Origin of the sequence: Roseovarius sp. MBR-78, assembly GCF_040547535.1 — a bacterium.
GTDB lineage: Bacteria > Pseudomonadota > Alphaproteobacteria > Rhodobacterales > Rhodobacteraceae > Roseovarius.
Genome location: NZ_JBEPPX010000011.1, coordinates 39,204 through 61,214, shown reverse-complemented (window position 1 = coordinate 61,214; position 22,011 = coordinate 39,204). Strand labels below are relative to the sequence as shown.

Here is a 22,011-nt window from a genome sequence, read left to right as displayed (position 1 = left end):
CCCAGGCCGGATCTGTATACGGGGGGGCTGAGCGCGCCATTTCGCCAGCGACTGGATTCCTCACCGGGGAATCCACCCGGAAGCCACCGCAGCGGCCTTGCTGGAAATTCTGACTCAATATCAAAGCCTTACGCAAGCACCCAACTGGCTCAGGTGGAGTCCACCGGGAAGCCAGGGAATCCACCTTACGGAATCCACCGGCCACCGCCGCCGCGTCAGGAAGTCACCTGCGCTCGGGCGAACCGGAACGTGTTGATTCCAGGCGCAAAAATGGTTTGACATTTCTAGCCCCCTTGACGTACCCATTGATCATCGAAGAATAGCGCCCGGAAGAAACCCTTCCGGGCGTTTTCTTTTTCCCCACATCGCGGACCCCGCTCCCGCTGCTGAACATGCTCGCGGCGCGCGTGCACGTTTTCGCCCTGCTCCACATTTGAGACCCGCCTCATGGACCTTGTCTTCGCGCCAAGCGAGATCGAGACGTGGCCAATCGACCGGCTGCGCCCCTATACCCGCAATGCCAGGATGCACGGCGACGACCAGGTCGCGAAGATCGCCGCCAGCATGGCCAAGTTCGGCTGGACCGTGCCCTGCATGGTGGCCGACGATGGCGAGCTGATCGCGGGGCATGGCCGGGTGCTGGCGGCCACCATGCTGGGGCTGACGGACGTGCCGGTGATCCGGCTCAGCCATCTCGACGAGGCCGAACGCCGGGCCTACCGGATCGCCGATAACAAACTCACGGAACTGGGCGACTGGGACGAGGCGATCTTGCGCGACGAGATCGCGGGGCTCTTGGCCGAGGATTTCGACCTGTCGCTCTTGGGCATCAGCGAGGATGATCTGGACGCGCTGCTGCAGGACTCCGAGGCGCTGGGCGGGGATGGCCCGGTCGAGGGCGAGGACGATGTTCCCGAACCACCGGTCACGCCGGTCTCGGTACCGGGCGATCTGTGGCAGTTGGGATCGCACCGTCTGATTTGCGGCGACAGCACCTCCGCCGATGTGGTCGGGCGGCTGCTGGGTGATGTGCGACCACTCCTCATGGTGACCGACCCGCCCTATGGCGTGGACTATGACCCATCCTGGCGCAACCAGGCGGGCGCGGCCAGGACCAAGCGCACTGGCAAGGTGCTGAACGACGACCGCGCCGACTGGCGCGAGGCTTGGGCGCTGTTTCCGGGCGATGTGGTCTATGTCTGGCATGGCGCGCTCCATGCCGCCACCGTGGCCGACAGCCTGTTGGCGGCGGGTTTCGCCATCCGGTCGCAGATCATCTGGGCCAAGGACCGGCTGGTGCTGAGCCGTGGCGACTATCACTGGCAGCATGAACCCTGCTGGTATGCGGTGCGCGCCAAGGGCAAGGGCCACTGGGCGGGCGATCGCAAGCAGACGACGCTGTGGCAGATCGCGAACAAGGATCAGGACACAGACACGGTGCACGGCACCCAGAAACCCGTCGAATGCATGCGCCGGCCAATCCTGAACAACTCGGTCCCCGGTCAGGCGGTCTATGAGCCCTTCATGGGTTCCGGCACCACGCTGATCGCGGCGGAAACCACGGGGCGCGTTTGCTACGGGGTGGAACTGAACCCGGCCTATGTCGATGTCGCCATCGAGCGCTGGCAGTCCTTCACCGGCGAGGAGGCAGTGCTGGTGGAAACCGGCGAGAGTTTTGCCGCCCTCAAGGCCAAACGGCTCACCGCATGACGACGCATTTACGCCCGAGCCAGATCGAATTCTGGCCGCTGGATCGGCTCAAACCCTATGCCCGCAATGCCAAGACGCACGACGCCGATCAGGCGGCACGGATCGCGGCCAGCATGGCCGAGTTCGGCTGGACCGTGCCCTGTCTCGTCGCGTCCGATGGCGAGCTGATCGCGGGCCACGGCCGCATCTTGGCCGCCGCCCACCTCGGGCTGACCGAGGCCCCGGTGATCGTGCTGGGGCACCTGACCGAGGCACAGCGGCGGGCGTATCGGATCGCCGACAACAAGCTGACCGAGCTGGGTGACTGGGACGACGCTCTGCTGCTGGAAGAGCTACGCGGGCTGCTGGCCGAGGATTTCGACCTCGGGCTGATCGGCATCCCCGAAGATGAGCTGGACACTCTGCTGCACGATGCCGGTGACGACGACGGCACGCCCGTTGACGATGACACCGCCGACGCGATCCCCGAGGCCCCGGCCGAGCCGATCACACGTCCGGGCGACATCTGGGCGCTGGGCGATCATCGGCTGATCTGCGGCGATGCGACCGACCCCGCCGTGGCGGCGCGTCTGATGGACGGGGCGCAGGCCACATTGATTTTCACCTCCCCACCCTATGCCCAGCAGCGCGACTATGGCGCGGCCAAGGAGAAGGTCGGCGATTGGGATGCGCTGATCCAAGGCGTCTTCGCCGTGGCACCGGTCGCCGAGGCTGCGCAGCTACTGGTCAATCTCGGCCTCGTGCATCGCGACGGCGAGTGGATCCCGTATTGGGAGGGCTGGGTGGACTGGATGCACGCGCAGGGCTGGCGGCGGTTTGGGTGGTATGTCTGGGACCAGGGCCCCGGCCTGCCCGGCGACTGGAACGGGCGGCTCGCGCCCTCGCACGAGTTCATCTTCCACTTCAACCGCCAGCCGCGCAAACCCAACAAGACGGTGGAAAGCAAGCACGCGGGCGAGACCCTGGGCGGCGGCGGCCTGCGCACCACCGACGGACAGGTCAGGCCCAAGACCGGCACCGGCAACACGATCCAGAGCCATCGCATCCCCGACTCTGTGTTCCGCATCATGCGCCACAAGGGCGGGCTGGGCGCGGCCGGATCGCACCCGGCGGTGTTTCCGGTGGCGCTGGTCGAAGCGGTTCTGGAGGCTTTCACCGATCCGGGCGACCTGGTCTTCGAGCCGTTCTGCGGCTCGGGCACCCAGCTGATCGCGGCAGAGCGCACCGGTCGGCGGTGCTACGCGGTGGAGCTGGATCCTGTCTATTGCGACGTCGCTGTGCGCCGCTGGGAATTGGCCACGGGGCGGACAGCCAGTCGCCTTGTCATGGACGAGGGAGACCAGAAGCCCGCGCGCCGGTCGAGAAAGCGCGCATGAGCCAATCACGCCGCATGTCGCTGATCGAGGCGCTCACCAATGTCGCCGTGGGCTATGCACTGGCAGTGGCCATCCAGATCATTGTGTTTCCGTGGTTCGGCCTGCAGGCGAGCCTTGGCGACAACCTGGCGCTGGGCGGGGTCTTCACCGGCGTTTCGCTCCTGCGCAGCTACACGCTGCGCAGGCTGTTTGAGCGTTTGCGATAACTGCGAGGATCAGGCGGCGTCAAGCTTGTAAACGGTGCCGCGCTGATCGACCTTCTCCGCACTTACGGGCAGGCCCAGTTTCTTCTTGAGCCCGCCAGAGACCAGGCCGCGCACACTGTGCGCCAACCAGCCGGTCGCCTCGGCGATCTCAGCAATGGACGCCCCCTCGGGCCGCTGCAGCAGCGCGATGATCTGCGCCTGCTTCGTGCCGGCGCGGATGGTGATGCGCTTCGAGACTTCAGTCCCCTTTGTCACGGCGGGTTCCGCGTCCGGTTGCGGCTTTGCCTTTCGCGCGCTGGCGACGGCACTGACCGCGACCGGCTCGATCCCGATGGCATCCAACCCGACCTCGGTTGCAATCAGCGTTGTCCCATGGCCATCGCCGGTCTCACGCCAGAGCGGCTCGCCCTTGCGCAGGTCGGCGTCGACCTCCTCGAGCCAGCCGCGTGAGATCATCGCGGCCACGGCCTTCCTGGCGGCGGCCCCGTGCAGCCCGTCGGGCAGCGGCATGGCCAGATTGCCGGGGCGGGTGGCCGCGCGGCTGAGGATGATGGTCTGGGTATCGGTGAGTTTTGGCATGGGAACCTCCGGGTCGGCTCGGACAGCGCGCAATGCGCCGCCTTCTACCGGGTGAAGCCCGCCATGATGACGGGCTGCCCCAAAGCCGGGCCGGAAGGGTCACTCAGCGTGTTCGCCCTCGCCGAAGGCGCTGTCGGTGATGCGCTTGAGGAGCCCGGCGTAGTGGTCGAGCGTGCCGACCATCGCCCAGCCGACCTCGTCGGGGGCGCAGTTGAAATGATCGTCGCTGAGCTGTGCCAAGCGGGTGAGCCTCTCGTCGATCTCGGCTTTCTTCGCGATGAAGGCGGCGAGCGCTGCTTCTTTATTCCTGCGGGCCTTCTCGGCACGCAGCTGATGGCGGGGTGTTGTGATCTGGTTCGGGCTGATCATGACGTGGCTCCTTGAGGTGAGTTGCATCGTTTCCGTGTCATCACAATCGCTCTGCCGGGCCGATTATCGTAGGCAATTCTGAGCAATATCAGGTCTTTATAATCGAGCCGTCGAGCATCATCCGATCCGATCATGATCGGTGAGCGCGGCCTGTTCGGCCTCGTGTCGCTGGGCCGCGTCGGGCGGATCGCGATGCGCGTTGACCATGGCCATGAACAGCGCGCGGCTGACGGCCGCCACCTCGCCGGCCCCGGCGCTGGTGAGCTGCACATCGTGAATGGCGATGGCCTCGCCCAGATCGGTGAGGGCAAAGAGCGTGGCGAACTCCGCCTCGGGTGGGTCACAGGTGATGGTATCGCGGTCGTGCTCGGACACGGCCACGCTGCGGCAGAACCGCAGGTCGAAACCGATCGCGCAGTTGCGCCGCACGATGTCGTCGAGGGTCTCGCCCTCGGGCAGACAATTGGGGGACAGATCGGTCATGGAGGGACCCTTTCAGCAGGAGGTCATCAGTCGGTATCGGGATTGACCTCGACCCATGCCCCGTCCTGCCAGACGTAGAGGTGGCAGAACTCGCGGGTTGGCTGTTGCAGGATGGGTGGCTCGCGGGGCGGATCGAAACAGTCGAGCACGTCTGCCCGGACCTGCCGGATTTCCTTGGCGGCAAGGATGTCTTGGGGCGTCCACGGTGCAAGCGCGAGCAGCATATGCGACGGATATCCGTCATAATGGCAGTAAATGTGGGTCCACTCATCTGGCCCGGTCTGGATGGCGATCTGCGCGCGGGTGCTCATGACCACCTCCGTCAGAGCAGGTGCAAGCTGACCAGAAACGCGCTGGCAGCGGCAAGCTGGGTGGTCGGCAGCTCGATCTTGATATGCGAGATCACGTCGGAAGCCTCGGCGGTGATGCCTTCGTCGCGCAGCGCAGCCTCGATCATGCCGGCGACCGCGTCCGGATTCTTGCTGTTCAGGGGATCGGGCACTGCGGCATGGTCGATGCGAATGGTGGTGATGGCGGTCATGTGGGTGTCCTTTCAGGAATTGGTGGCGGCGCAGCGCCCGGCTTCAAAGGCCGCCTCCAGCGCGGAGCGGATCGCCCAGACGGCGTGGTCGTGGAAATCGAGACCGTCGGCGTTCCGGGTCTCGAGGGTCTCAAGAAAGAGATGGCGCTCGGCGATGTCGCGCAGCAGGGCATCTCGAGCATCGGTTGGATCAGGGTTTTTGCGCATGGCTGTCTCCGTGCTGTCTCTGGCGGTGCGCGATGCACCCGCTTCATGATCCGAGATTCGCTCTGTCGGGAAGTGTAATCAACTGAATAAATGCCATCTTTACGTTTAATTCCAATATCTTGAAGGTCACCACAGCGCCATGGAAGGCATGTCCGAGCGCGCCTATGCCGAGCACGCCAACCTCTCGCGCGGGGCGGTGCAAAAGGCGCGCAAGAACGGTCGGCTGGTGCTCTACCCGGACGGTTCGATCAACGCGGTGGCGTCCGATGCGCGCCGCAGCGCGATGACCGACCCGGATCAGCAGATGCGATCGCGGGGTGGCGACGGGATGATCAGCGGGCCGGGCGAGACCGCGTCCTACGTCAAGGCGCGCACGCTGCTGACAGTCTATGCCGCTCAGGACAAGCAGATCGCGGTCCAGAAGAAGAAGGGCGTGCTGGTCGACCGCGCGCGCGCCGAAACGCTGGTGTTTCGCCTCGCGCGCCAGGAACGCGATACATGGGTGACCTGGCCCACCCGCGTGGCCGCGCTGATGGCCGCGCAATTGTCCGCAGAGATGGAGAAGGCCTCGGGCACACCCGTGACGATCGAGACTGCGATCCTGCAGAGGGTGCTGGAAACCCATGTCCGAGAGCAGCTCGACGCCCTCGCCGACCTTCGGGTCAGCATTGCATGAAGGAGAAGACGATCACGACCTGACCGAGGGGCTCGACCTCGGCTTTGACGGGGCCGAAGACGTCCTGCGCGCCTGGCGGCGGGGAATGCGACCGGACGCCGACCTGACCGTGTCGGAATGGGCCGATGCGCACCGCTGGCTCAGCTCGCGCGCCTCGGCGGAGCCAGGACGGTACCGCACTACACGCACGCCCTATCTGCGCAGCATTATGGATGCGCTGTCCCCGAACCACCCGGCGCAGCGGATCAGCTTCATGAAGGCGGCGCAGGTCGGGGCCACGGAAGCGGGCAACAACTGGATCGGCTTCGTGATCCATCATGCGCCGGGCCCGATGCTGGCGGTGCTGCCGACGGTCGAGATGGCCAAGCGGACCTCGCGCGGGCGGATCGACCCGCTGATCGAGGACAGCCCGGCGCTGAAGGAGCGGGTGAGCCCCGCCCGCTCGCGCGATGCCGGCAATTCGATGCTGTCGAAGGAGTTTCCGGGCGGCATCCTGGTGCTGACCGGGGCGAACAGCGCCACCGGCCTGCGCTCGATGCCCGCGCGCTATGTGTTCCTCGACGAGATCGACGCCTATCCCGCCTCGGCCGACGAGGAGGGCGATCCGGTCACGCTGGCCGAGGCCCGCACAACCACCTTCGCGCACCGGCGCAAGGTGTTCATGGTCTCGACGCCGACGATCCGGGGGCTCAGCCGGATCGAGCGCGAGTTCGAGGCCAGCGACCAGCGGCGCTATTTCGTGCCCTGCCCGCAGTGCGGCCATATGCAGTGGCTCCAGTTCGAGCGGCTGCGCTGGGCAAAGGGGAAGCCGGAAACAGCGGCGTATCACTGCGAAGGCTGCGAGCGCCCCATCGCCGAGCACCACAAGACGGAGATGCTGGCGCTGGGCGAGTGGCGGGCGACCGCTACAGCCACCGACCCGACCGCCATCGGGTTCCACCTCTCGGCGCTCTACTCGCCCATTGGCTGGAAGAGCTGGGAGCAGATCGCGCGGGACTGGCTGGCGGCCCAAGGCTCCGACGAGATGCTGCGCGCCGCGCGCAACACGCTGCTGGGCGAGACCTGGATCGAGTCGGGCGAGGCCCCGGAATGGCAGCGCCTGGCCGACCGGCGCGCGGTGTTCGCCGCGCAGATCCCGGCAGGCGGACTGTTCCTCACCGCCGGGGCGGACGTGCAGAAGGACCGGATCGAGGTCGATATCTGGGCCTGGGGGCGCGGGCTGGAGAGCTGGCTCGTCGATCACATCGTCATTCCGGGCGGGCCGGATGATCCGGCCTGCTGGGAGAGGCTGACCGCCCTTCTCGGCCAGACTTGGGTCCACGAGCATGGCGCCGTCATGACGCTGGCGAAGCTGGCCATCGACACCGGCTACGAGTCCGCCGCCGTCTATGCCTGGTCCCGCAAGCAGGGGATTGCACAGGTGGCACCGGTGAAGGGGCTCGAAGGCTTCAACCGGGCCACGCCGGTGTCCGGGCCGACCTTCGTCGATGCGACGGTGAATGGCCGCAAACTCAAGCGCGGGGCCCGGCTCTGGACCGTGGCCACGGCCACATTCAAGGCTGAGACCTATCGGTTCCTGCGCATTGAGCGACCCTCTGATGAAGATCGCGCGCTGGGCGCATCTAATCCAGCAGGCACGATCCACCTGCCCGACTGGGCGGACAGCGAATGGCTGAAACAGCTGGTGGCCGAGCAGCTGGTCACGATCCGTGACAAACGCGGCTATGCCCGTCAGGAATGGCAGAAGCTGCGCGAGCGCAACGAGGCGCTGGACGTCCGCATCTATGCCCGCGCCGCAGCATGGATCCTCGGCGCGGATCGCTTTGATGAACGCATGTGGCGGCAGCTGGAGAAGCAGGCCGGCGTAGAAACCGCCACAGCAGCTGCAAAGCCTGAAAACGACAAACCCTCCGAGCCTCAAGCCGGGCGCATTACCGCCCCCCGGCGGCGTGGCTGGAAGATCAGCACGCCCCGATACATGGAGTGATCAGAACCCCGAGAAGACCATGTCGAGGGCGCCCCGTATCTCGTAGTCGAACCGCGAGAGGTCCGCGACGGGCAGTGCGTTGAGCAGGGCCGAGGGGATCGCGGCCATCTCGGCCGTGTGCAGCACATGCGTGGCACCCTCGATCTCGAAGACCGGCTCGAGCCGCCCGATGGCCCTCAGTCCCGAGGCGGCGGGCACCAGCGGCGCGACCACGCGGGTGCCGGTCTCGATCAGATCGGTCTGGAGGTCGAGCACCAGCCGGCCGCCAGGCACACGATAGACATGGAACTGCGCCATCAGTCGAGCTTCAGGACCTGGAGATCGGCCAGTGGGGTGCCGTTGGCCTCGATCCAGGCGCGGCGCTCGGCGATCGCCTCGGCATTCTCGCGCGCCCAGACCTCGGCCTTCGCCGTACGCACGGCCTCTGCGAGCGCGGCATCGCTGATCGCGGAGACATTCAGGCCCAACTCGCGCGCGGCGGCGAGGGTGGAGGCGGTCAGCGAGACATTCGTGCGCTGTTTCTCGGTGCTGTTCTGCGGCATCGGACCCTCCATCAACACAATTGGAATACACACGCTTCGTGTGTGCATCAAGAGACACCTATGACCCTCGATGACCTGAAATCCCGCCACAGCGCCCTGCTGGCCGCGCGCTACAGCGGCACGCGGTCGGTCAGCTATGACGGCAAGAGCATCAACTATGGCTCGGACGCGGAACTGGCCGCCGCCATCGCCGATATCGAGCGCCGGATCGCGGCGCTGGAACGTACCAGTCGCAGAGTGCTGCGCCCCCATGCCGTGAAGGATCTGTGATGAACTGGCGACAGCGGCTCGGGGCCTTCATCGGCGGGTTCGATGCCGGTCAGCACCATCGTCGTCTGCGCGGCTTCCGCGCGACACGAGCCCATGTCAACGCGCTGATCGCCGCCGCCGGACCCGACATCACCGCCCGCGCCCGCTGGCTGGTGCGCAACAACGGCTATGCCGTGAATGCGGTCGAAAGCTGGGCGGCGAATACCGTCGGCGACGGCATCAAGCCAATATCAAAAATCGGCGATGCCGCGCGCAAGGAAGAGCTGCAGCGGCTCTGGCTCGCCTGGACCGACGAGGCCGATGCCGAGGGGCTGACAGATTTCTACGGGTTGCAGCGCCGCGCCGCGCGCGAAGTGTTCATGGCCGGAGAGGTGTTCTTCCGGATCCGGATGCGGCGCGCAGGCGATGGGCTGACGGTGCCGCTGCAGTTGCAGATGCTGCCCGCCGAAATGCTGCCCCTGGAGAGAAGCGGCACCGCCGCCAACGGCAATGCCATCCGGCAGGGCATCGAATTCGACCGGATCGGGCGGCGCGTCGCCTATCACTTCCTGCGCCGCCACCCGGGCGACAGCACCGATCCGGGGCTGACGGGCGAGGTGGTGCGCGTGCCCGCCAGCGAGGTCATCCATGTGATCGACCCGGTCGAGGGCGGGCAGTTGCGCGGCGTCTCGAAACTGGCCCCCGCCATCGTGAAGCTCTTCCTGCTCGATCAGTATGACGACGCCGAACTGGACCGGAAGAAGGTCGCGGCGATGTATGCGATGTTCGTGACCTCACCGGCACCGGAGAACCCGCTCACCGCCCCAGAGGATGAGGATGTGCCAGCTGGCGTGGAAATCAGCCCCGGTCAGATCGTGCGGCTGGATCCGGGCGAGGACGTGACCGTCGGCCAGCCCGCCGACAGCGGGGCGACCTACGAGCCGTTCCAGTACCGCACCTTGCTGCAAATCTCGGCAGCCCTCGGCATCCCCTATCCTTACCTCGCCAATGACATGGTGAAGGGCAACTTCTCGAACTCGCGCCTCGCCCTGATCGAGTTCCGCCGCCGTGTCTCGGCCTGGCAGCATTCGGTGATGGTCTGGCAGCTCTGCCGACCGGTCTGGGCGCGCTGGATGGATACGGCGGTATTGTCCGGCGCGCTGACCCTGCCAGGCTACGAGGCCAACCGCGCGCGGCTGCTGACCGCCGACTGGCTGCCCACGAAGTGGGACTGGGTCGACCCATTAAAGGACGCCAATGCCGAGATCGCCCAGATCGAGGCCGGCCTGAAATCCCGCACGCAAGCCATCGCCGAGCGCGGCTACGACGCCGAGCAGGTCGACCGCGAGATCGCGCTTGAGCGTGCCCGCGAGCGCGCGCTGGGCCTCGACTTCCGCCGACCAGGCTCGCCCGCGCAGGGTGTGCAGGCGGTGCCGTCCGGACAGGATGATGCTGAACCCGAGGACACGGACGCGGAAAACAGACCCTCAACACAGGAGGAAGGCTAGCCGCCCTCAGCCTCCGAGCAGACGCACCCCGGGCAGGCGCGCCGCCTTGCGGTCGAATGTGACCAATTCGGAGGCCCCGGCACGCCGGGCGGCAGCGGCGATCATCAGATCGGCGAAGCCAAAGCCGTCGTTTCGATAGCGATCGACAGCTAGGCCGACATCATCAGCCGCCTCGATCACCAACTCGGTCGAAGACAGCAGCCCGTCCAGCGCCCCGGCAATCTCGGAGCGCCCGTAACCATAGGCGCGCTCGAGCACCCAGACGAGTTCGACCAGAACCTCGCGGCCGACAAATCCGGGATCGGCATCGGTCAGCCGATCCATGATATCACCCGCAACCTGCGCTTGCCCGGGGTCGTCCTGCACGAGAAACCGCACCAGCACATTGGTGTCGAGCGCGATCATGCGCCGGAGGTTCCGCTCTCTGCGGCACCTGCGCCAATCGCCTCTTCCATCGCGTCGAGCGACACCGGCCTCTGGCCCGGACGGGCGAGAGCGCCGCGCAATTCCTTGACCGAGCGCGCCTTCAGGAGGCGCACCTCGCCGTCGAGGATGACGTAGCGCACCCGGTCGCCGCTCGCGAGGCCAAGGGCCGCCCGGACATCGCGGGGCAAGGTCGTCTGGCCTTTGACCGTAACTGTCGATTCCTGCATCGGCACATTCCTTACATATTCCGCCTTCTCCTTACCATGTGGAGATCGGAAATGCAAAATCAAGCGAAGGACCAGCCCTGATGCTCCACGCCCGCATTGCCGCGCGCGCCTTCAACACGCCGCTGCTGGTCGAGCCGTCCAAGGCGATGGCGTTTCTGTCCGGTCTCGGCCCCCGCATCCTCGGACGGCAGATCGAACTGGCGGACCATGATGTGCATGACGCACCCGGCACTGCCGCCCTGCCTGCCCGCGCCGGTATCCTCGCAGGCGGTCTTGCCGAGAGCCTGCGTCAGCAGGGCGACGCGCCCTACACGCTGGTGGACGGTATCGCCGTGATCGAAATCTCCGGCGTGCTCATCCATCGCGGCGGCTGGATCGGGGAGTCCTCGGGCCAGACCAGCTATGAGGGGATCGCCGCGCAGATCGAGGCCGCAGCAAGCGACCCCTTGGTGCGTGGCGTGGCGCTGGAGATCGACAGTTTCGGCGGTGAAGTCGCGGGCGTGTTCGATCTGGCCGACCGCATCCGCGCGCTGCGCCAAAACAAGCCGGTCTGGGCCTTCGTGGCCGAACATGCCTTCTCGGCCGGGTATGCGCTGGCATCTCAGGCGGACCGCATCATCCTGCCGCGCACCGGCGCGCTGGGCAGCATCGGGGTCGTGGTGCTGCATGCCGACATGAGCGGCCAACTCGATCAGGACGGCGTGCGCGTGACCCTCATCCATTCCGGCCGCCACAAGGTCGATGGCAATCCCTATCAGCCCCTGCCCGATCCCGTGCGCGACGACATCCAGCTCGAAATCGACGTGCTGCGGTTTCTCTTCGCGGAAACCGTCGCGGCCGGCCGCGCCGGGCGGCTGAGCCAGGAGGCAGCGCTCGCGACCGAGGCGGCCACCTTCCGCGGGGCGGATGCCGTCGCCGCAGGCCTTGCTGACGAGGTCTCCGATCTGGCGCGTGGGTTCTCGGCATTCCGGCAGATGCTGATCCGCACCCCGATCCTATCCCCCGCGCGCACCCGGCGCGCATCCCTTTCCCACCCCAGACAGGAGGCAATGATGGCCACCAAGAACGACACCGAGGACAGCCCACAGGACGTGGGAGTGAACGTAACGGACATCGAGGACGGCGACACGGATGCCCCCGATGACCCACCTGCCGTTGCCGAGCCATCCCCCTCTGAAACTCAACCGCCCGCTGCCGCAGCAACTGCCGCCGCGCCGACCACCCCGCAGGCGGACAATCTGGCCGAGCTTTCGGCGCAACTGCGCCGCGAGGCAGCGGAGATCGCCGAGATCGCGGCGCAGGCGGGCCGCCTCGGTATCGCCATCGACGCGGCGAAAGCGCTGCGCGAGGGCACCACGCCCGAGGCCCTGCGCCGTCTCGTGCTGGAACGCGCCAGCGCCGCGTCGGACGCGCGCGACATCGTCGCCGCCCCGCCCTCGCCGGTCCTGCCGCAGGCGGCGGAAAGCCCGATCGTGGCAGCGGCGAAACGCGCGGCTGCGGTCGGCACGAAAGCCTGATCACCCGGTCAAAGCCACTGACACCCTCGCGACACTCGCCTGCTCACCTGATCCTCCGTCGCACCGCTTCGGCGGGAGATGTCTTTTGCCCCCTTCGCATGGAGCGCCATCATGACTGTCCTGACCCAACCGCCCGGCATGGGCGACGTCCTCAAATACGAGGTCAACCCGAATTACACCCGCGAGACCGTGACCCTGCTGACGGGCATGCCCTATCCGGTCGGCTCCGTGCTGGGGCGCGTCACCGCCAGCGGCAAGTACACGCTCTCCCCCGACACCGGCACTGATGGATCAGAGACGGCCGCCGCCGTGCTGCTCTACGCCGTCGACGCAACCCTCGCCGATGCCGTGGGCGTGGTGCTCGTGCGCGGCCCTGCCATCGTCTCGCGCGCGGCGCTGGCCTACGACGGCACCGTGGATGACACAGGCAAGATCACCACCAAGATCGGCCAGATCGCCGCCCTCGGGATCATCCCGCGCGACACCGCCTGATCCGGCCGCGCGCGCACCAAAGTCCTTTTTCCCGCCCCCCCCCTTTCCCCGGAGATCCCCATGACCCTCACCCGCAACCCGTTCGACGCGGGCGGCTATTCGCTCGCCGAGATGACGCAGGCCATCAACATCCTGCCCAACCTCTACACCCGGCTCGGCCAGATCGGGCTCTTTCGATTCGAGGGCGTGACGCAACGCTCCATCGTCATCGAGCAGCGCGAAGGTGTACTCAGCCTGCTGCCCTCGGTGCCGCTCGGTGCCGCCGCCACCGTCGGCAACCGCGAGCAGCGGTCGATGCGCAGCTTCGCGCTGCCATGGATCCCGCATGACGACGTGATCCTGCCCGCCGATATTCAGGGCATGCCGAGCTTGGGCGTCTCGGACGCCGCCGATCCGCTGGTCGAGGTGATGAACCGCAAGCTGACGCTGATGCGCCGCAAGCATGCCCAGACCCGCGAATACATGGAGATGAACGCCCTGCGCGGCATCGTGAAGGACGGCGCGGGCACCACGCTCTACAACTACTTCACCGAATTCGGGCTCGCGCAGATCTCGGTCGACTTCGTTTTCGGCACGGCAGGCACCAACATTCAGGGCAAGGTGCGCACCACGCTCCGCGCGATCGAGGACAACCTCAAGGGCGAGACCATGACCACCGCCCATGCGCTGGTCAGCTCCGAGTTCTTCGACAAGCTGATCAGCCACCCGAAGACCGAGGATGCCTACAAGTTCTTCTCGGCCACGGGCGGCCAGCCGCTGCGCGAGGACATGCGCCGCGCCTTTCCCTTCGCGGGCATCCTCTTCGAGGAATACAACGGCTCGGTCACCCTCTCGAACGGCACCTCGGAGCGGCTGATCCCCACCGGCGAGGGCATCGCCTTCCCGCTGGGCACCTTCGACACCTTCACCACCTATGGCGGCCCCGCCAACCTGCTGGAGACCGCCAATACCATCGGCCTGCCGCTCTATGCCCGGCAGATGATGGATGCCAAGGGCCGCTGGATCGATCTGATGACCGAGGCCTCGATCCTGCCGGTCAACAAGCGCCCGCGCCTCGCGATCCGGCTGCACAGCTCGAACTGACGGCTGACACGTGTCCATCTTTGCCGCCGCCATCGAGACGCTCTTCGCCGATCCCGATATCGCGCGCGATGCCACCTGGATCGCAGACGGCGGCAACCCGGTTCTCGTCCGCGTGGTCACCCGCCGCGCGGACGAGGTCACGGGCTTTGGCAAGGCGCGCATGTGGTCCGAGACCACACGCGTTGATCTGCGTGTCGCCGAAGTGGCGAACCCGCGCCCCGGTGACCGGATCGAGATCGATGGCGACGCATTCCTCATTCAAGGCGAGCCTCTGCGGGACCGCGAGCGGCTGGTCTGGACCGTCGATCTGAGGCCAGGATGAAGCTCAAACTCGACGTAACGCCCGACCTCGCTGCAATGATGGCGGCCGAAATCAGGGCTGGCGAGAAGGCTGTCACCGCCGCCACGCGCGAGGCCGGGACCAGTCTCAAGACCGCCTGGCGCGGGCAGATCACCGGCGCGGGGCTGGGCACCCGGCTCGCGCGCACGATCCGGTCCGAGCAATATCCCAAAGGCAAAGCCAGCCTGAACGCCGCAGCCCTGGTCTGGTCAAAAGCGCCCAAGATCATCAATGCGCATGATACCGGCCCGCTGATCCGGTCGCGCAACGGGTTCTGGCTGGCGATCCCGACCGAGGCCGCCGGGAAATCCGCGCGGGGTGGTCGGATCACGCCCGGCGAATGGGAACGGCGACGCGGTCTTCGCCTGCGCTTCGTCTATCGCCGCACGGGCCCGAGCCTGCTGGTGGCGGAGGGACGGCTGAACACGAAGGGTCAGGCGGTCGTGTCGCGCTCGAAGACCGGGCGCGGAAGGGTCACTGCGCCGATCTTCCTGCTGGTGCCGCAGGTCAAGCTGCCGAAGCGGCTCGACCTCGCGCGGGATGCGGAGCGGGCGCATGACGCGGTGCCGGGTTTGATCTTAGCGAACTGGGTGGGCGGAAGGCTGTAGCCGGTCGCCCACCCTCAATACCCAGCTTCACGCTGATGACGAACGGCCAGGACCACCGCTGTTTCGCCGTCAAACCGATAGAGCGACACATACCCGCTGTCACCGAACGCGATGAACCACTCACGGAATTCCGGGGCCATCGCCTCGACGGGGCGACCGACCCCCGGCTGGTCGCGCAGGATGTTCATACCCTCGCGAATGGATTTGGCCGCGCGGCGCGCTGCATCGGGGTTTTTATCGGCAAGGAATCTGTAGAGCCGCTCAACGTCCCGCAGAGCTGCGGGAGACCAGATCAGTCGTGGCATTCAGGAGCGTCCGCATCTTCGCCCGCTTCCAGCCTGACAAGCCAGGCATCGGCTTCGTCATGCGTGACGTGCTTGCCGGTGGCCTGAAATTCTTCCCATGCCTGAAGCCCGGCTTGGCGAAACGATTCGCGCTTTTCTTCGCGATCGACGAATTGCGCCACGGCCTCGCGGAGCATCCAGTGAGTGGAGCGGTCTCTGGCCTCCGCCAGCCGCTTGAGGCGGTCGCGGGTGTCCTGATCAAGTTTTACGGCAATTGGGCGGACGGCGTTCATGGGGATGACTCCACGCGGGTATTCACAGGTATTACCTCTAGCACATCAACACCTCTCGTAGAAGTCACAATTCAGCAAGAGCATCCATAATGCCCAGCCCCCGCGAAACCATCCTCACCGCGCTGCACGCGCGGCTTTCGGCGCTGCCCGCCACCGCCCTGCGCGGAGAGGTGCTGCCCGAGCGTGTCCCGGCCGAAGGCCTGCTGATCCTGCGCGACGGCGAGCCGGGGGAGCCCGAGGTGACTTTGTCGCCCTTGCGCTACCACTACCAGCACCGCGCCGAAATCGAGGCGGTGGTCCAAGGCGCGGCGCGTGACGCTGCGTTCGATACCCTGACCACCAGCATCGGTGCGGCAATTGCTGGCGACCGCACGTTGGGCGGCCTCTGCGATTGGATCGAGGCCGAAGCGCCCCGGCCAGTCGATCTGCCGGTCGAGGGCGCGGCGAGCCTGAAGGCGGCCGTCGTGCCGGTGGTACTGCACTATTCGACGGCCGACCCGCTGGCCTGACCCCGACAATCCAAGGAGAACACGATGGGACGAGCCCAGGGGGCGCGGGCGCAGATGGCGCTTGCGTTCGAGACGACCTATGGAACGCCGCCCGTGGGCGGTTTCACCAAGATGCCCTTCGCCAGCACCTCGCTGGGGGCGGAGCAACCACTGCTCAATTCGGAATTGCTGGGTTACGGCCGGGATCCGCTAGCGCCGATCAAGGACGCAGTGACGGCCGATGGCGATGTGGTCGTGCCGCTCGATGCGGAAGCTTTCGGGTTCTGGCTGAAGGCAGCCTTTGGTGACCCAACCACGACCGGCACCGGCCCTTGGACGCATGAGTTCCAGTCGGGGTCCTGGACGCTGCCCAGCATGTCCATCGAGACCGGCATGCCCGAGGTGCCGCGCTACGCGATGTATTCCGGCTGCGTGCTCGACCAGATTAACTGGCAAATGCAGCGCTCGGGGCTGCTGACCGCAACGGCCCGGCTGGTGGCGCAGGGCGAGACAGTAGGCACGACGACCAGCGCCGGGACACCGGCTGCGCTCGAGTTGAAGCGCTTCGGCCATTTCAACGGGGCGATCACGCGGAATGGCTCCGCCCTCGGCAATGTGGTTTCAGCCGACATCACCTACGCCAACAACCTCGACCGGATCGAAACCATTCGCTCGGACGGCCGCATCGACGGCGCAGACCCCTCCATCGCCGCGCTGACCGGTTCCATCGAGGTGCGCTTCGCCGACCAAACGCTGGTGACGCAGGCGATCAATGGCGATCCCTGCGAGATCACCTTCGCCTACGTCCTGCCCTCGGGCGAGAGCTTGCGCCTAACCGTGCACGCCGTCTACCTGCCGCGCCCGCGGATCGAGATTTCCGGGCCGCAGGGGGTGCAGGCGACATTCGACTGGCAGGCTGCCCGCGACAGCGTCGTCGGCCGGATGTGCACAGCCACCCTCGTGAACGACGTGGAGACCTACTGAGATGCTGACGCTCGACCTGACCAACGCCCCGCGCTGGCATGACCTCTCGCCCGGCGTTCGGGTGCAGCTGCGCCCGCTGACCACCGCGCTGATGGTGGCGACCCGGAGCGATCCAGCTGTCGAGGCGGTTTCCGAGGAGGCTTCCGACGAGGAACGCGCGGTCGCCTTCGCGAAAGCACTGGCGCGACGCGCCGTGCTCGCCTGGGAGGGCATCGGCGACGCCGACGGCAAGCCGATCGATCCGGGCCCCGAGGCCATCGACGCGCTGCTCGACGTCTGGCCGATCTTCGAGGCTTTCCAGCTGACCTACGTCTCGAAGGGCCTGCTGCTGGAACAGGAAAAAAACGCCTCCGCGCTCTCGCCGAATGGTTCTTCGGCGGGGGCGAGCGATATTGCGAAGCCTGCGCGCAAGCCTGCCCGGACTGCCCGGCGCGGCTGAACCGTCCGGAAACTCCGGAGGGTTGGCAGGTCTGGGATCTCGTCGGCCGTCTCGGCGGTCAGCTTCGTGTACTCCCCGGCGCGGTGATCGGCTGGGACATGTCGGCCGCGCTGGCCCTCGGTGACGCCCTCGGCGTCCCGCCGCTCGCCATGGCCGAACTGCTGCCGGTCATCGAGGCGGTGATGGTGCGAAGATTGAACGAGGAGATGGTGGCGAATGGCGGCCCGGGTCTCAGTCCTTGATCTTCTCGATCAGGGTGACGCCGGGCAGCCCCTCGAAATGCCTGTCGCAGGTCAGAAGCGTCGCGCCCTGTGCGCGGGCGGTTGCGAAGATGATCGCGTCGGCGGTGGCGAGCTTGTGCTCGCGGCAGGCTTCCGCCGCCACCAGCGCGATCTCGGTGTCGAGTGGGACCACATGGCAGACCTGCGTGAAGGCGATCACCTGATCGGCCTTGTCTTCGCCCACCTCGCGGGTGAGCCATTTCGCCAGTTCCAGCTGGACCATGGTCGGAACCAGCCATTCGGCCTGATCGGGCAGATGCCCGGCCAGCGTGTCGCCGGTCGGCGAGCCGATCAGCCATTCGATCCAGGCCGAGGTGTCGACCAGCACCATCAGAAGCGGTCCGAGCGGTCGCGATAATCGGTGGCGGACGCACCGCGCGCGAGGCCCTTCAGGCTCTCCCGCTTCGGGACCGGCACCAGAAGCACGCCGGTGCCCTTGGGGATGAAGGCGAAGGTCAGCCCCGCCTCCCAATGTAGCGCGGCGCGGATCGCCTTCGGGATCGAGATCTGAAACTTCGAGGAGAGGGTCGCGGTCTCCGGCATGGTCATACTCACTGTTGATCGATGCCAAAAACGTAAGACGCCCACGCGACAAATGCAAGGATCCTGAGCGATGGCCGAAAAACGTGTCTCGGTCCGCCTCGCTGCGGTCGGCGGACGGCAGGTGCGCGCCGAACTGGAAGGCGTGGGCGAAGCCGGGTCGCGCGGCTTCGGACGCCTGAGCCGGGAGATGGAGGCGGCGAACGCCCGGTTGGCCGCCTTCTCGCGCCGGGTGAAGATCGCGGCGGCGGCAGCCGTGGCAGCCGCTGCCGCCGCTGGTGTGGCGATGATCCGCTCCGGGCTCCAGACGGTCGATGCTCAGGCCAAGCTCGCGACCTCCCTCGACACCACCGTCGCCAGCATCCAGGTGCTCGAACGCGCGGGCGATCTGGCGGGCGTGTCGATGGGTCAGGTCGAGCAGGCCACGGTCCAGCTGACCCGACGGCTCAGCCAGGCTGCTTCCGGCACGGGCCCCGCGGTGGAGGCGCTGCGCCGCCTGCGGCTCACGGCCGAGGATCTGCAGCGCCTGCCGCTCGATGCGCGCATCGCCGCGATCCAGCAGGCGCTGGGGCAATATGTGCCGGAGGCCGAGCGCGCGGCCGTGGCCTCCCAGCTCTTCGGCGATCGGGCGGCGCTCGTGTTCACGCGGATCGACACGGCGACGCTGCGCCAGGCGACCGAGGATGTGCTTGCCTTCGGAGTGGTGGTCTCGGACCAGGACGCGGCCCAGATCGAACGGACGAACGATGCGATCTCCCGGCTCGGGCTGATCTGGCGCGGGCTGTCGAACCAGCTTGCGGTCGCAGCGGCGCCTGCGCTGGAAGCCGTCGCGAATGCCATCGCCGCCGTGGCCAGCCGCACCGGGCCGCTCGGCATCGCCATTCGCGGCCTCTTCGACAACATCGGGCGGCTGATCTCCATTGCTGCCACCTTCGCCGCCTTCCTGGCCGGGCGCTGGGTGGCGGGTATGGCCGCCGCGGCGCTCTCCGTGCGCGGCCTCGCCACGGCGCTCGTCGTCCTGCGTGGCGCGCTGATCCGCACCGGCATTGGGGCGCTGATCGTCGGCGCGGGCGAGCTTGTGTTTCAGTTCACCCGCCTGGTGTCGGGCGCGGGCGGGTTTGGCGAGGCGATGTCGCTGCTGAAAGACCTTGCGGTCGAGGTCTGGGAACGCATCAAGCTGGGGGCGGCTGCGGCGGGTGCCGCGGCCACGGCGACGTTCTTCGACCTGAAGGCGGACGCCGCGTCGGCCATGCAGAGCGCCATCGAGAGTGTGGTGGCTTTTGGCAACACCGCCGCGAACACCTTTGAGGGGGCGTTCGATGCGATCAAGGCGATCTGGGGTCTGCTGCCCGCCGCCATCGGTGATCTGGCGTTCCAGGCGGCGAACAGCCTGGTCGACGGTGTCGAGGCGATGCTGAACGGCGTGGTCTCGCGCATCAATGGCTTCATCGGCGGGATCAACGCCGGCCTCGAAGCGCTCGGCTCGGAGCGGCGCATCTCGCTGGTGCCCGACCTCGATCTTGGGCAGATCGAGAACCGCTTCGAGGGCGCGGCCAGCACGGCCACGACTGCTGCGCAGGCGGCCTTCGAGCGGGCCTTCGAGGACAATCCGCTCTCCGCGCCCGACCTTGGTCTGACCGAGGCGGCGAACCGGGCGCTCGAGTCCGCCAACCGCTCTCGCGGGGCGGCGCGCGACCTGGCCGAGAGTGTGCGCGCGCCGCTGGAAAGCTGGCAGGCGCTGCGCGATGCGGTGCGCGGGAGCGACCAGGATGGCGCGGACGCGCTGACCGAGGCCACCGGCGCTGCCGAGCGGCTGGAGACCGCCCTTGACGATGCCGGGCGCGCCGCCACGGGTGCCGGTGCGGCCGCCAAGCCCGCGACCGAGGCCGCCGTCACCGGCTGGCAGGCGGTCACGGCGGCGCTGTCGGACTACGCCAGCCGCGCACGCGAGATCGGCGGCGATATCGGCCAGAGCCTTGTCGGCGCCTTCCAATCGGCCGAGAGCGCCGTCGGCGAGTTCGTGAAGACCGGCAAGCTGAACTTCCGCGATCTCGTCACCTCGCTGCTCGCCGATCTCGCCCAGCTCGCGGCGCGGCGGTTCATCCTCGGGCCGATCGCCAATGCGCTCTCCGGCGCGCTTGGAGGCGCGGGTGGCGCGGGCGGGATACTGGCGAACATCCTGCACGCGGGCGGCATGGTTGGCTCCGCTGGCCCCTCGCGGATGGTCCCGGCCATGGCGTTTGCGGCTGCGCCTCGGATGCATGGCGGCGGTGTCGCCGGGCTTCGCCATGACGAGGTGCCCGCGATCCTGCAGCGCGGCGAGCGGGTGCTGTCGCGCCGCGAGGCGCAGAGCTACGGCGCAGGCGGCGGGATCAATGTCACCATCATGGCGCGCGACGCCGAGAGCTTCCGCCAGTCCCGCACGCAGGTCGCTGCGGATATTGCCCGCGCCGTGTCGCTCGGGCGGAGGGGCATGTGATGTTCCACGAGGTTCAGTTCCCCGACAATATCAGTCGGGGCGCGCGCGGCGGGCCGGAGCGGCGGACGCAGATCGTCGAACTGGCCTCGGGCGACGAGGAGCGCAACGCCAGCTGGGCGAACTCGCGGCGGCGCTACGACGTCGCCTACGGCATCCGCCGCGCCGACGATCTGGCGGCGGTGGTCGCCTTCTTCGAGGCGCGCAACGGTCGCCTGCACGGCTTTCGCTTCAAGGACTGGGGCGACCACAAGTCCAGCCCGCCCTCGGGCACGCCATCGCCGACCGACCAGGCGATCGGCACCGGCGATGGCGCGACGGCTGCGTTCCCGTTGGTGAAGCACTACGCCTCCGGCGCGCAATCCTGGTCGCGGAACATCACGAAGCCCGTCGCGGGCAGCGTGCGCATTGCGTTCGGCGGGGTGGAGCAGCCGTCGGGCTGGACGGTCGACACCACAACTGGGGTCGTCACCTTCGACAGCGCCCCGGCGGCGGGCGTCGCGATCACCGCAGGCTTCGAGTTCGACGTGCCCGTCCGCTTCGACACCGATGCGCTCGACGTGACGCTCGACCTCGAGCGGCTCGGCTCGATCACCTCCATCCCGCTTCTGGAGATCCGGCGATGAACAATGAGCCCGGCTTTGTCGCCACGGTCCTGCGCGAGCTCGCGGCCTCGACGGCGGTGATCCTCGCCGCCTGGGGCGCGCTCGGCGGTGCCACGAACGCACTGACCACCAAGATGCGGCTGCGCGATGCGCTGCGGCACATCCTGCTCGGCGGGCTGATCGCGGCCGGAATGGGCAGCCTGTCGATGGCGGTCATCACCAGCTGGATGGGTCTGCCGCCCGAGGCGATCCCTGCGGGAGGGGCGGCAGGCTCGGCCGCCTATCTCGTCGGGGTCTTCGGCCCGGCCTTCATCGAGATGCTCCTCGCCCGGCTGCACCGCGCCAAGCAGGGCGACGGCGATGAATGAGCTTCTCCGCCTCGCGCGCGCCCTCCGCTGCGACCCGGCTGATCCCTGGCAGGCCTTTCGCCACCGCCTGGCGGTAGGCCTCGCCGTCGCGACGCTGATCCTGATCCTCTCGTTCATCGGATAATCC

Annotated in this window: 34 protein-coding genes; 20 read left to right on the top strand and 14 right to left on the bottom strand. The window is 67.4% G+C overall.

The annotated features are described in order from the left end of the window. Nucleotides 1-447 precede the first annotated feature (447 nt). Genes ABIE58_RS10885 through ABIE58_RS10875 form a run of 3 tightly spaced genes read left to right on the top strand, consistent with a single transcriptional unit; the run spans nucleotide 448 to nucleotide 3,292 of the window. Nucleotides 448-1,710, top strand: coding sequence for a site-specific DNA-methyltransferase (locus ABIE58_RS10885; RefSeq protein ID WP_354544747.1), 1,263 nt, complete (start codon nucleotides 448-450; stop codon nucleotides 1,708-1,710). Further along, nucleotides 1,707-3,086: a site-specific DNA-methyltransferase gene (locus tag ABIE58_RS10880; protein ID WP_354544746.1), complete on the top strand. Its 1,380-nt coding sequence runs from the start codon at nucleotides 1,707-1,709 to the stop codon at nucleotides 3,084-3,086. Before ABIE58_RS10885 ends, ABIE58_RS10880 begins: the two co-directional genes overlap by 4 nt. Beyond that, a complete protein-coding gene (locus ABIE58_RS10875; protein ID WP_354544745.1) occupies nucleotides 3,083-3,292 on the top strand; it encodes a DUF7220 family protein in 210 nt (69 codons plus the stop codon). Before ABIE58_RS10880 ends, ABIE58_RS10875 begins: the two co-directional genes overlap by 4 nt. Before the next feature lie 9 nt (nucleotides 3,293-3,301). Here the strand turns inward: ABIE58_RS10875 and ABIE58_RS10870 are convergent, their stop codons facing one another. The 6 genes from ABIE58_RS10870 to ABIE58_RS10845 form a co-directional block, all read right to left on the bottom strand. After that, entirely contained in the window at nucleotides 3,302-3,871 is a 570-nt protein-coding gene (locus ABIE58_RS10870; protein WP_354544744.1) for a DUF3489 domain-containing protein, read from the bottom strand. Nucleotides 3,872-3,970: 99 nt separating this feature from the next. Then, nucleotides 3,971-4,240, bottom strand: coding sequence for a hypothetical protein (locus ABIE58_RS10865; RefSeq protein WP_354544743.1), 270 nt, complete (start codon nucleotides 4,238-4,240; stop codon nucleotides 3,971-3,973). A gap of 117 nt (nucleotides 4,241-4,357) precedes the next feature. Beyond that, nucleotides 4,358-4,723, bottom strand: coding sequence for a hypothetical protein (locus ABIE58_RS10860; protein WP_354544742.1), 366 nt, complete (start codon nucleotides 4,721-4,723; stop codon nucleotides 4,358-4,360). A 26-nt stretch (nucleotides 4,724-4,749) separates the two neighbouring features. Next, nucleotides 4,750-5,034 (bottom strand): hypothetical protein, encoded by a 285-nt coding sequence (locus ABIE58_RS10855; RefSeq protein WP_354544741.1) that lies wholly within the window; start codon nucleotides 5,032-5,034, stop codon nucleotides 4,750-4,752. An 11-nt stretch (nucleotides 5,035-5,045) separates the two neighbouring features. Further along, entirely contained in the window at nucleotides 5,046-5,264 is a 219-nt protein-coding gene (locus tag ABIE58_RS10850) for a hypothetical protein (RefSeq protein ID WP_354544740.1), read from the bottom strand. A 12-nt stretch (nucleotides 5,265-5,276) separates the two neighbouring features. Next, the gene (locus ABIE58_RS10845; RefSeq protein ID WP_354544739.1) at nucleotides 5,277-5,471 is read right to left on the bottom strand and encodes a DUF6900 domain-containing protein; all 195 of its coding nucleotides are present in this window, start codon (nucleotides 5,469-5,471) and stop codon (nucleotides 5,277-5,279) included. Between the two features lie 139 nt (nucleotides 5,472-5,610). On the opposite strand from ABIE58_RS10845, the gene ABIE58_RS10840 reads away from it, so the two are divergent. Further along, nucleotides 5,611-6,147 carry a hypothetical protein gene (locus ABIE58_RS10840; protein WP_354544738.1) on the top strand — a complete coding sequence of 179 codons (537 nt, stop codon included), beginning with the start codon at nucleotides 5,611-5,613 and terminating at the stop codon, nucleotides 6,145-6,147. Continuing rightward, nucleotides 6,095-8,134 (top strand): phage terminase large subunit family protein, encoded by a 2,040-nt coding sequence (locus tag ABIE58_RS10835; RefSeq protein ID WP_354544737.1) that lies wholly within the window; start codon nucleotides 6,095-6,097, stop codon nucleotides 8,132-8,134. The genes ABIE58_RS10840 and ABIE58_RS10835 overlap by 53 nt, the downstream gene beginning before the upstream one ends. Here ABIE58_RS10835 and ABIE58_RS10830 read toward each other — a convergent pair whose 3' ends face one another. After that, complete coding sequence (locus ABIE58_RS10830; protein ID WP_354544736.1) at nucleotides 8,135-8,431, bottom strand: CcdB family protein; 297 nt, start codon at nucleotides 8,429-8,431, stop codon at nucleotides 8,135-8,137. Beyond that, nucleotides 8,431-8,676: a type II toxin-antitoxin system CcdA family antitoxin gene (locus ABIE58_RS10825; protein WP_354544735.1), complete on the bottom strand. Its 246-nt coding sequence runs from the start codon at nucleotides 8,674-8,676 to the stop codon at nucleotides 8,431-8,433. Before ABIE58_RS10825 ends, ABIE58_RS10830 begins: the two co-directional genes overlap by 1 nt. 60 nt (nucleotides 8,677-8,736) lie before the next feature. Here ABIE58_RS10825 and ABIE58_RS10820 point away from each other — a divergent pair, with 60 nt between their 5' ends. Together ABIE58_RS10820 and ABIE58_RS10815 are read left to right on the top strand one after the other, a co-directional pair. Next, nucleotides 8,737-8,946, top strand: a complete 210-nt coding sequence (locus tag ABIE58_RS10820) for a phage head-tail joining protein (protein ID WP_354544734.1) — start codon at nucleotides 8,737-8,739, stop codon at nucleotides 8,944-8,946. Beyond that, nucleotides 8,946-10,433 carry a phage portal protein gene (locus ABIE58_RS10815; RefSeq protein ID WP_354544733.1) on the top strand — a complete coding sequence of 496 codons (1,488 nt, stop codon included), beginning with the start codon at nucleotides 8,946-8,948 and terminating at the stop codon, nucleotides 10,431-10,433. Before ABIE58_RS10820 ends, ABIE58_RS10815 begins: the two co-directional genes overlap by 1 nt. A gap of 6 nt (nucleotides 10,434-10,439) precedes the next feature. Here ABIE58_RS10815 and ABIE58_RS10810 read toward each other — a convergent pair whose 3' ends face one another. Continuing rightward, on the bottom strand, nucleotides 10,440-10,838 hold the full coding sequence (locus tag ABIE58_RS10810; protein WP_354544732.1) for a type II toxin-antitoxin system VapC family toxin: 399 nt from the start codon (nucleotides 10,836-10,838) through the stop codon (nucleotides 10,440-10,442). Further along, nucleotides 10,835-11,086: an AbrB/MazE/SpoVT family DNA-binding domain-containing protein gene (locus ABIE58_RS10805; RefSeq protein WP_354544731.1), complete on the bottom strand. Its 252-nt coding sequence runs from the start codon at nucleotides 11,084-11,086 to the stop codon at nucleotides 10,835-10,837. Before ABIE58_RS10805 ends, ABIE58_RS10810 begins: the two co-directional genes overlap by 4 nt. Before the next feature lie 80 nt (nucleotides 11,087-11,166). Here ABIE58_RS10805 and ABIE58_RS10800 point away from each other — a divergent pair, with 80 nt between their 5' ends. From ABIE58_RS10800 to ABIE58_RS10780, 5 genes are all read left to right on the top strand, one after another. Continuing rightward, nucleotides 11,167-12,603, top strand: coding sequence for a S49 family peptidase (locus ABIE58_RS10800; RefSeq protein ID WP_354544730.1), 1,437 nt, complete (start codon nucleotides 11,167-11,169; stop codon nucleotides 12,601-12,603). Nucleotides 12,604-12,714: 111 nt separating this feature from the next. Then, on the top strand, nucleotides 12,715-13,095 hold the full coding sequence (locus tag ABIE58_RS10795; protein ID WP_354544729.1) for a head decoration protein: 381 nt from the start codon (nucleotides 12,715-12,717) through the stop codon (nucleotides 13,093-13,095). Between the two features lie 60 nt (nucleotides 13,096-13,155). Continuing rightward, complete coding sequence (locus ABIE58_RS10790; RefSeq protein WP_354544728.1) at nucleotides 13,156-14,178, top strand: major capsid protein; 1,023 nt, start codon at nucleotides 13,156-13,158, stop codon at nucleotides 14,176-14,178. A 10-nt stretch (nucleotides 14,179-14,188) separates the two neighbouring features. Then, nucleotides 14,189-14,500 carry a head-tail joining protein gene (locus tag ABIE58_RS10785; RefSeq protein WP_354544727.1) on the top strand — a complete coding sequence of 104 codons (312 nt, stop codon included), beginning with the start codon at nucleotides 14,189-14,191 and terminating at the stop codon, nucleotides 14,498-14,500. Continuing rightward, the gene (locus ABIE58_RS10780; protein WP_354544726.1) at nucleotides 14,497-15,126 is read left to right on the top strand and encodes a DUF6441 family protein; all 630 of its coding nucleotides are present in this window, start codon (nucleotides 14,497-14,499) and stop codon (nucleotides 15,124-15,126) included. Before ABIE58_RS10785 ends, ABIE58_RS10780 begins: the two co-directional genes overlap by 4 nt. A gap of 14 nt (nucleotides 15,127-15,140) precedes the next feature. On the opposite strand, the gene ABIE58_RS10775 is transcribed toward ABIE58_RS10780, so the two are convergent. Both ABIE58_RS10775 and ABIE58_RS10770 read right to left on the bottom strand, forming a co-directional pair. After that, nucleotides 15,141-15,431 carry a type II toxin-antitoxin system RelE/ParE family toxin gene (locus ABIE58_RS10775; protein WP_354544725.1) on the bottom strand — a complete coding sequence of 97 codons (291 nt, stop codon included), beginning with the start codon at nucleotides 15,429-15,431 and terminating at the stop codon, nucleotides 15,141-15,143. Further along, the gene (locus ABIE58_RS10770) at nucleotides 15,419-15,703 is read right to left on the bottom strand and encodes a CopG family ribbon-helix-helix protein (protein WP_354544724.1); all 285 of its coding nucleotides are present in this window, start codon (nucleotides 15,701-15,703) and stop codon (nucleotides 15,419-15,421) included. The genes ABIE58_RS10775 and ABIE58_RS10770 overlap by 13 nt, the downstream gene beginning before the upstream one ends. Before the next feature lie 89 nt (nucleotides 15,704-15,792). Between ABIE58_RS10770 and ABIE58_RS10765 the strand changes: the two genes are divergently transcribed. From ABIE58_RS10765 to ABIE58_RS20355, 4 genes are read left to right on the top strand one after another with little or no spacing between them, the layout of a single operon-like run. Continuing rightward, nucleotides 15,793-16,212, top strand: a complete 420-nt coding sequence (locus tag ABIE58_RS10765; RefSeq protein WP_354544723.1) for an acyl-CoA transferase — start codon at nucleotides 15,793-15,795, stop codon at nucleotides 16,210-16,212. Between the two features lie 24 nt (nucleotides 16,213-16,236). Then, nucleotides 16,237-17,175: a phage tail tube protein gene (locus tag ABIE58_RS10760; protein WP_354544722.1), complete on the top strand. Its 939-nt coding sequence runs from the start codon at nucleotides 16,237-16,239 to the stop codon at nucleotides 17,173-17,175. Nucleotide 17,176: 1 nt separating this feature from the next. Then, complete coding sequence (locus ABIE58_RS10755; RefSeq protein WP_354544721.1) at nucleotides 17,177-17,614, top strand: hypothetical protein; 438 nt, start codon at nucleotides 17,177-17,179, stop codon at nucleotides 17,612-17,614. After that, a complete protein-coding gene (locus tag ABIE58_RS20355; RefSeq protein WP_502950087.1) occupies nucleotides 17,611-17,856 on the top strand; it encodes a DUF7697 family protein in 246 nt (81 codons plus the stop codon). The genes ABIE58_RS10755 and ABIE58_RS20355 overlap by 4 nt, the downstream gene beginning before the upstream one ends. Here the strand turns inward: ABIE58_RS20355 and ABIE58_RS10745 are convergent. Beyond that, on the bottom strand, nucleotides 17,846-18,226 hold the full coding sequence (locus ABIE58_RS10745) for a type II toxin-antitoxin system VapC family toxin (RefSeq protein ID WP_354544719.1): 381 nt from the start codon (nucleotides 18,224-18,226) through the stop codon (nucleotides 17,846-17,848). The genes ABIE58_RS20355 and ABIE58_RS10745 overlap by 11 nt on opposite strands. Continuing rightward, nucleotides 18,226-18,444, bottom strand: a complete 219-nt coding sequence (locus ABIE58_RS10740) for an AbrB/MazE/SpoVT family DNA-binding domain-containing protein (RefSeq protein ID WP_354544718.1) — start codon at nucleotides 18,442-18,444, stop codon at nucleotides 18,226-18,228. Before ABIE58_RS10740 ends, ABIE58_RS10745 begins: the two co-directional genes overlap by 1 nt. 64 nt (nucleotides 18,445-18,508) lie before the next feature. Here ABIE58_RS10740 and ABIE58_RS10735 point away from each other — a divergent pair, with 64 nt between their 5' ends. Genes ABIE58_RS10735 through ABIE58_RS10720 form a run of 4 tightly spaced genes read left to right on the top strand, consistent with a single transcriptional unit; the run spans nucleotide 18,509 to nucleotide 22,008 of the window. Then, the gene (locus ABIE58_RS10735; protein WP_354544717.1) at nucleotides 18,509-20,914 is read left to right on the top strand and encodes a phage tail tape measure C-terminal domain-containing protein; all 2,406 of its coding nucleotides are present in this window, start codon (nucleotides 18,509-18,511) and stop codon (nucleotides 20,912-20,914) included. After that, entirely contained in the window at nucleotides 20,911-21,537 is a 627-nt protein-coding gene (locus ABIE58_RS10730) for a phage distal tail protein, Rcc01695 family (RefSeq protein WP_354544716.1), read from the top strand. The genes ABIE58_RS10735 and ABIE58_RS10730 overlap by 4 nt, the downstream gene beginning before the upstream one ends. Beyond that, entirely contained in the window at nucleotides 21,534-21,884 is a 351-nt protein-coding gene (locus ABIE58_RS10725) for a Clp protease/crotonase-like domain-containing protein (protein ID WP_354544715.1), read from the top strand. Before ABIE58_RS10730 ends, ABIE58_RS10725 begins: the two co-directional genes overlap by 4 nt. Then, a complete protein-coding gene (locus ABIE58_RS10720; RefSeq protein WP_354544714.1) occupies nucleotides 21,877-22,008 on the top strand; it encodes a hypothetical protein in 132 nt (43 codons plus the stop codon). Before ABIE58_RS10725 ends, ABIE58_RS10720 begins: the two co-directional genes overlap by 8 nt. Nucleotides 22,009-22,011 lie beyond the last annotated feature (3 nt).

Bases quoted from the DNA above. Each gene is read 5' to 3' on its own strand.
- ABIE58_RS10885 (WP_354544747.1), top strand. From the start codon at position 448: ATGGACCTTGTCTTCGCGCCAAGCGAGATCGAGACGTGGCCAATCGAC.
- ABIE58_RS10880 (WP_354544746.1), top strand. From the start codon at position 1,707: ATGACGACGCATTTACGCCCGAGCCAGATCGAATTCTGGCCGCTGGAT.
- ABIE58_RS10875 (WP_354544745.1), top strand. From the start codon at position 3,083: ATGAGCCAATCACGCCGCATGTCGCTGATCGAGGCGCTCACCAATGTC.
- ABIE58_RS10870 (WP_354544744.1), bottom strand. From the start codon at position 3,871: ATGCCAAAACTCACCGATACCCAGACCATCATCCTCAGCCGCGCGGCC.
- ABIE58_RS10865 (WP_354544743.1), bottom strand. From the start codon at position 4,240: ATGATCAGCCCGAACCAGATCACAACACCCCGCCATCAGCTGCGTGCC.
- ABIE58_RS10860 (WP_354544742.1), bottom strand. From the start codon at position 4,723: ATGACCGATCTGTCCCCCAATTGTCTGCCCGAGGGCGAGACCCTCGAC.
- ABIE58_RS10855 (WP_354544741.1), bottom strand. From the start codon at position 5,034: ATGAGCACCCGCGCGCAGATCGCCATCCAGACCGGGCCAGATGAGTGG.
- ABIE58_RS10850 (WP_354544740.1), bottom strand. From the start codon at position 5,264: ATGACCGCCATCACCACCATTCGCATCGACCATGCCGCAGTGCCCGAT.
- ABIE58_RS10845 (WP_354544739.1), bottom strand. From the start codon at position 5,471: ATGCGCAAAAACCCTGATCCAACCGATGCTCGAGATGCCCTGCTGCGC.
- ABIE58_RS10840 (WP_354544738.1), top strand. From the start codon at position 5,611: ATGGAAGGCATGTCCGAGCGCGCCTATGCCGAGCACGCCAACCTCTCG.
- ABIE58_RS10835 (WP_354544737.1), top strand. From the start codon at position 6,095: ATGTCCGAGAGCAGCTCGACGCCCTCGCCGACCTTCGGGTCAGCATTG.
- ABIE58_RS10830 (WP_354544736.1), bottom strand. From the start codon at position 8,431: ATGGCGCAGTTCCATGTCTATCGTGTGCCTGGCGGCCGGCTGGTGCTC.
- ABIE58_RS10825 (WP_354544735.1), bottom strand. From the start codon at position 8,676: ATGCCGCAGAACAGCACCGAGAAACAGCGCACGAATGTCTCGCTGACC.
- ABIE58_RS10820 (WP_354544734.1), top strand. From the start codon at position 8,737: ATGACCCTCGATGACCTGAAATCCCGCCACAGCGCCCTGCTGGCCGCG.
- ABIE58_RS10815 (WP_354544733.1), top strand. From the start codon at position 8,946: ATGAACTGGCGACAGCGGCTCGGGGCCTTCATCGGCGGGTTCGATGCC.
- ABIE58_RS10810 (WP_354544732.1), bottom strand. From the start codon at position 10,838: ATGATCGCGCTCGACACCAATGTGCTGGTGCGGTTTCTCGTGCAGGAC.
- ABIE58_RS10805 (WP_354544731.1), bottom strand. From the start codon at position 11,086: ATGCAGGAATCGACAGTTACGGTCAAAGGCCAGACGACCTTGCCCCGC.
- ABIE58_RS10800 (WP_354544730.1), top strand. From the start codon at position 11,167: ATGCTCCACGCCCGCATTGCCGCGCGCGCCTTCAACACGCCGCTGCTG.
- ABIE58_RS10795 (WP_354544729.1), top strand. From the start codon at position 12,715: ATGACTGTCCTGACCCAACCGCCCGGCATGGGCGACGTCCTCAAATAC.
- ABIE58_RS10790 (WP_354544728.1), top strand. From the start codon at position 13,156: ATGACCCTCACCCGCAACCCGTTCGACGCGGGCGGCTATTCGCTCGCC.
- ABIE58_RS10780 (WP_354544726.1), top strand. From the start codon at position 14,497: ATGAAGCTCAAACTCGACGTAACGCCCGACCTCGCTGCAATGATGGCG.
- ABIE58_RS10775 (WP_354544725.1), bottom strand. From the start codon at position 15,431: ATGCCACGACTGATCTGGTCTCCCGCAGCTCTGCGGGACGTTGAGCGG.
- ABIE58_RS10770 (WP_354544724.1), bottom strand. From the start codon at position 15,703: ATGAACGCCGTCCGCCCAATTGCCGTAAAACTTGATCAGGACACCCGC.
- ABIE58_RS10765 (WP_354544723.1), top strand. From the start codon at position 15,793: ATGCCCAGCCCCCGCGAAACCATCCTCACCGCGCTGCACGCGCGGCTT.
- ABIE58_RS10760 (WP_354544722.1), top strand. From the start codon at position 16,237: ATGGGACGAGCCCAGGGGGCGCGGGCGCAGATGGCGCTTGCGTTCGAG.
- ABIE58_RS10755 (WP_354544721.1), top strand. From the start codon at position 17,177: ATGCTGACGCTCGACCTGACCAACGCCCCGCGCTGGCATGACCTCTCG.
- ABIE58_RS10745 (WP_354544719.1), bottom strand. From the start codon at position 18,226: ATGGTGCTGGTCGACACCTCGGCCTGGATCGAATGGCTGATCGGCTCG.
- ABIE58_RS10740 (WP_354544718.1), bottom strand. From the start codon at position 18,444: ATGACCATGCCGGAGACCGCGACCCTCTCCTCGAAGTTTCAGATCTCG.
- ABIE58_RS10735 (WP_354544717.1), top strand. From the start codon at position 18,509: ATGGCCGAAAAACGTGTCTCGGTCCGCCTCGCTGCGGTCGGCGGACGG.
- ABIE58_RS10725 (WP_354544715.1), top strand. From the start codon at position 21,534: ATGAACAATGAGCCCGGCTTTGTCGCCACGGTCCTGCGCGAGCTCGCG.
- ABIE58_RS10720 (WP_354544714.1), top strand. From the start codon at position 21,877: ATGAATGAGCTTCTCCGCCTCGCGCGCGCCCTCCGCTGCGACCCGGCT.